The organism is Bacillus sp. AR13-1 (assembly GCF_008042285.1).
Taxonomy (GTDB): Bacteria; Bacillota; Bacilli; order Bacillales; family Bacillaceae_G; genus Bacillus_A; species Bacillus_A mycoides.
The window spans coordinates 1-5,664 of the sequence record NZ_QNUA01000049.1 but is presented as its reverse complement, the minus strand read 5'-3'; the positions used below and the strand labels follow the sequence as shown (position 1 = coordinate 5,664).

The following is a 5,664-nucleotide window of genomic DNA, read 5'->3' as shown; positions in this document are numbered from 1 at the left end:
CTGCAATAGAATCCATCATTAATTTTATTAGTATAATATCCTCTCAATCATATTAAGTATGTAACAATAAAATTATCGAATACATAAGATAAAATTCTACTATTTACGACAAAATCTTACTATATACGCATCGGAAATTTAATGTTTTAATAAATAACATAACTGGTATAACCAATAAGAAAGGAGCAAATTTCACTAAATAGGAGTTTAGTAAAGTTGCAAGTAACATTATGTTGATTTAAACTTTCTTAACATTCGGTCATTTTAAAAAGGTCTCTCGAATCACAAAAGTATCATATTCGTACAAAATTGGTTTTAAATTTCTACATAGCAAAAGTGATTTTATTTCGCAATAAAAGTATAAGCAATGTACAGTATATTTCGCAATAAAAGTATAAGCAATGTACAGTATAATTTCATCTTTTGTAATCTTGTAGGGATTTTACCGACAAAACTAGGGGGCAATATTATGAAATCAATATCAAAAAAAGTCATGGCAGGGTTAGGTGTAGGAGCAATGAGTCTATCTATTTGGGCTCCTGTAAGTGAGGCAGCACCAGCGAATAATCAATATTATTCTATAAATTTGAAAGCTAATACCAACTTAGTTTGGAATGTAGCTGGAAATTCTCCTGATAATGATAGAGCGATTCTTTTATGGAATGGAAACCGTGGTGACAATGAACAATTTGTATTTTTTAAACTTGATGGACAAAATTATGCAATTGTAAATAAAAATAGTGGAAAACCTGTAACATTTGGTGTTGGTGGTTGGTTTGGTAATGGTGGGCTTCCGGGTGATGGTAATTTACAACAAAAGAGTTGGACTGGTTCTCCTAATGAACAATGGTATTTACGAGACAAAGGAAGTAATAATTATGAAATTGTGAACCAAGGGAATGGGAAAGTTGCATCTTATTCATGGTCGGGGTCACTAGCTCAGCATGTAGAGTATGTAGATTTGGATGAAGCAAATCCTTCTGATTCAAATAGGGTATTTAACATTAATAATTCTTACGGTACAATTTCATTACCAACTTTACCAGCTACAGGATCTAGACCAAATGCTCCAGAGTATACTCAAGGTGGATCTATTGATCAACAATTACCTCAAACTTCAAATTCTGTTGTTGTCGGGGCATCTTTAATACCTTGTATTATGGTAAAGGATAATCAAGCGGATGATTATACAAAAATACACAATTCACCATATTATACGTTGGTAAAAGAAGAATATTGGGATAAAACATTTTCAGCGGTTATTCCAGCTGGTTTGACTCGTAATTATACATTCAAAACAGGTATGACTTCTGTAGATCAGCAAAAGATGACTGATACGCTTTCTATGAAGATTGGAGCAGATTTTGGATTGAAATTTGGAGACGCATCTGCATCAATTAAATCAGAAATTTCAAGAACAATACAAACAGAAATTAGTACAACTAATACGGAAGCAACGGAAGAAACAATTACAAGTACTGTTGCAAGTGAACCTGGTAAAACAACAGGATTTACAGAATATCAACTGGCAACAAAATATACGTTAAAGAGAGCAGATGGTTCAGTTGTTTCAGATCCTTGGGTTGTAAAAAATAATAAGATAACAGTAGCAAGAAAAATTTAAATGTAATAATTTATAAATATACAGTGCTATATGTAAAGAGTAAGTGGATAAGCAAAGCAAAGCGAAGTGATGGAGCCCCCTCAAAAAATGAGGGGGTTTCCCTTGTTACAATTATTTGTTTACTTAAATGGAACAATTTGAAAAGGAAAGGATGATTTATATGCAGAAAAGGAAGCATTATATGTTTCAAAAACCGATGAAAGTACTTGCGACATCTGCTATTTTGGCAACTACATTATTTACACCTACTTTAACAAATAGCTTGACAGTTCAAGCTGAAACGGTGTCATCAAATCTAGAAATATTCAATCTAGAAACATTGAACCAAAAGACAGATCAGGCAATTGCAAATGGTAATTTTGAGGGTCATTTGAGTTATCTCAGTGCGTATCTGAATGTAAAGATTGGAAATATCACTGGAGCGGGTTTACAAAATAAGCTTGCAGACCCAGCATTTTCAGCAGCTTTGGCTCAGTGGCAATTGATCTCACAAACAGGTGCTGCAGCAATGAATACATTCGCAAAAAAAGATGCTGACCATCAGAAATTTCTTAGCTGGACTATGAAAAATACAGATGTGATGAATACATACCTTGAAGGTGGCAGCCCCACAGGAAACAATCCTGTAAATGCACTTGAGATATGGAATACAATATGGAATGCGGATGCAGATTCTCACCAAGGATTGTATTTAAAAGTAGCTATAGCTACATCGTTAGCTCATGCTGAACCTATAAAATATTGGACAAACAATAAACCTATTAATCCGTTAACGAGGTATCAACATTATAAATCAGCAGATCAAAATAATGAGTTACTTCCTTGCTTTAGAACATATGATGTTTGGCATTTAAGATTAGTAGTGAATACTTGGTCACCTGAAGAAGATTTAACTTGGGCAAGAAATATGATTAATACGGAACATCCAGATCTTAAAAGCCAAGATAAGATAGGGAAAAGTGCATATTTAATTAAATATGCAGAACATAACAAAGATGGAGTTAGCATTCACGCTGGAAATGATGCATTCTACGGTTTAGGTTGGAATCTTTCCTCCATTTACAGATTTGGCGGGGTATGCGGTAATATTTCGAAGTTTGGTACGCAAGTAAGTCAAGCCTTTGGTGTGGCAGCTATGCCTGTTGGACAACCTGGACATTGCGCACTCATATGGAATGACAACCCCTCTTCTTGGCATTTAGGAAATGATATATCCGGATGGGGTGATTCAAATCGTCATGATGTCACTGTTATTCCTTGGTCAGATAATAGCCCGAAAAATCAAGTACCGTACATGTTACTATTTGAAGATGCTGCACGTGATTCAGTAAAACTAGATCAATCAGAGCGATTACGCTGGTTAGCGAAAGCGATATCTTCACCAGCTAAGAAAAGTGCAATTTATAAAACAGCTACTAAAATGCTACCAATTAATGCTTTAGTATGGAAAGATTACGTTTCTTTCATGTTACAAAATCCAAATGTAACAGATGCTGAGTGGCAAGAATTAAATAACGGTATAGTTACTGCTTTTGCTAATGAGCCAAGACCTATGATGGATCTTCTTACTCAAATTAGAAGCCATGTTCTTAATACAGGGGATAGAGCTAAGATTCAGCAATATACTTTAAATATATTAAATGCATTCTCCACAATAACGGATGTCAATCAAAAACAAGTAGCTAATAATATAAAAGCCCAAATGCCAAGTTTAGGGTTGTACCTTGCTACTTTTAGCTTTGATGGAGAAAATGCAGGGAAATTAATGGGGATTAAAACTGATACGGAATACAGTATCGATGGTGGAGAAACGTATAAAGCTGCTACAAGCAATGATATGCTTCTAAGTAATGAAGAAATCTCAGCAATCAATTCAACGAATGGTATTTTAACAAGAGTGATTGGAACAAAGCAGCCTATATTAATTCCTATTGAAAAAGCTGGTAAAGTTAATGTTTCTTCAAATGATGATGCGAATTTAGTTTTTGGTATAGACGGTACGATGGAATTCAGCATCGATCAAGGTTCGAACTGGACAAAATATAATCCAACTGCTCCTAATTTACCGGATTTAACGGGAAATGTTACTTTAACAGTCAGAAAGTTTGCTGTTGGTTCAAATCCAGCAAGTGAAGCTGTTAACTTAAAGTTTACTGATACTGCTGTAGTAGGATTAATACCGCATACAAGTTTATCGGTTGCAGGTTTCTCAAGTCAACAAAATACAAAGGGTGATGCTGCTGCAAATGCAGTTGATGGAAACTCGACAACCATGTGGCATACGTTATGGGATGGAAGTGATAAAGCTCCATACATTACGATAAAGCTTAAGGAAGTTACTAGTATATCGCAATTAGCTTATGTTCCAAGACAAGATGGTGGTTATAACGGTAACATAACTAGTTGTAATATATACACAAGTTTGGATGGAATTAACTTTACAAAGGTTGCAACTGGAACGTGGGAAGATAATAATCTTACAAAGAATGCAAGTTTCAGTAAAGTAAATGCTCAGTATGTAAAGCTTGAAGTTGTATCAGGACACAGTGGATTTGCTTCAGCTTCAGAAATAAAGTTATATAAAAACTAATTGAAAGATGAATGGGGACTGTAGCAAAAGTATTTTATATGTTTGCTACAGCCTTTTTTTTTGTGCTCAAAACAATGATTTATATAATAAACATGAAATTTAACAAAATGGAAAATTGGATCCCGTACCTCAATACATTGATTCATGGCCAAAATGTTTTAAACAATTGATTTCTTCATTATATAAGTAAAAAAGAGATAAGAACACTTTTTTAAGTGCATTATCTCTTTTCGAATATGCATTTCATATCCCATGTAAATTTACCACATATTTCAATGGGACTTACAAATTGCTCTTCAATAATAATTATATCTTGTTTTTTGTGAAAAATATACAATTCCAAACCCTTTCAAAAATACATGGTCAGAATGTCAGTGCTTTACATGTTTTTAAGAATTATATTTAGTGATAACAAGAAATTTATATTACTACAATTAATTAATCACGAATATAAAGATAGGGGTTCTAGTGCAAAGATAAAATAAAAGAGAATATAGCGGGTTCTGTTGCAAAGTTTGAAAAAAGCATAAACAGGTTGGTAAATGAGGAACAATGTTTAGGAGGTAGATAATAATTGTTGAAGTTCATTGTACGTTGTAAAGGCAGAGTCTCTTTGAAGACTTCGCCTTTGTTTATATAGGGCATGAATGGTTTCAATACCTTTTATCGTACGTGAAGCATGACGAAGATTTTGAAATCCTGCGGATTTGGCAAAACGTCTCTTTATATGCCTATGATCCTGTTCAATAAGATTGTTTAAATGATTGATTGTACAATGGATTGTAGTTTGATAGAATCCTTGTTTTCTTAATTTGTTAAATGCGCAAAGTAATGCCGGCGCTTTGTCTGTAGTGAGAACCGTTGGTTCTCCAAAATGGTTTACTAATCTTTTCATGAAAGCATAGGCAGCCTGATGATCTCGTTTTTTACGAAGTTGAATATCCAATGTGTGTCCATCTTTATCAATTGCACGATAGAGATAACGCCATTCTCCCTTAACTTTGATATAAGTCTCATCCAAATGCCAAGATAAGTGTGCAGATTTATTTTTCACTTTCCAAATTTGATAGATGAGATTGCCATATTCATGAACCCATCGCATGATGGTTGTTGGGTGAACTGAAATACCACGTTCTTTCAGGATTTCAGATACATCGCGATAACTTAAAGAAAAACGGCAGTAGTAGCCGACAGCTACTAAAATAATATCTTTCTTGAATTGTTTTCCTTTAAAATATCTCATGTCTGATTCTCCTAGATCCTATTTTCTAGAGTGTAGCTTCATATAGAAAACTTTGCAACAGAACCGTTTTTTTCAATTAAGCCGCTCGATCTTTAGAAATGGTACAATTGTAATTGACACCTAATATATCAAAGACTGTTTTTTCTCTTATTGATGAAATCAAATTGGTTGAAAGCGCAGGTTACCTATTAGAAAAGGAAAAAAGGA

Annotated in this window: 3 protein-coding genes; 2 read left to right on the top strand and 1 reads right to left on the bottom strand. The window is 33.9% G+C overall.

The window, feature by feature from the left end; translation table 11 throughout:
• Window positions 1–469: 469 nt before the first annotated feature.
• Window positions 470–1,624, top strand: coding sequence for an RICIN domain-containing protein (locus tag DN408_RS28065; RefSeq protein ID WP_002166959.1), 1,155 nt, complete (start codon window positions 470–472; stop codon window positions 1,622–1,624).
• A gap of 127 nt (window positions 1,625–1,751) precedes the next feature.
• Window positions 1,752–4,214, top strand: a complete 2,463-nt coding sequence (locus DN408_RS28060) for a discoidin domain-containing protein (protein WP_235712309.1) — start codon at window positions 1,752–1,754, stop codon at window positions 4,212–4,214.
• A 556-nt stretch (window positions 4,215–4,770) separates the two neighbouring features.
• Here the strand turns inward: DN408_RS28060 and DN408_RS28050 are convergent.
• Complete coding sequence (locus DN408_RS28050; RefSeq protein WP_002166957.1) at window positions 4,771–5,457, bottom strand: IS6 family transposase; 687 nt, start codon at window positions 5,455–5,457, stop codon at window positions 4,771–4,773.
• Window positions 5,458–5,664: the final 207 nt, after the last annotated feature.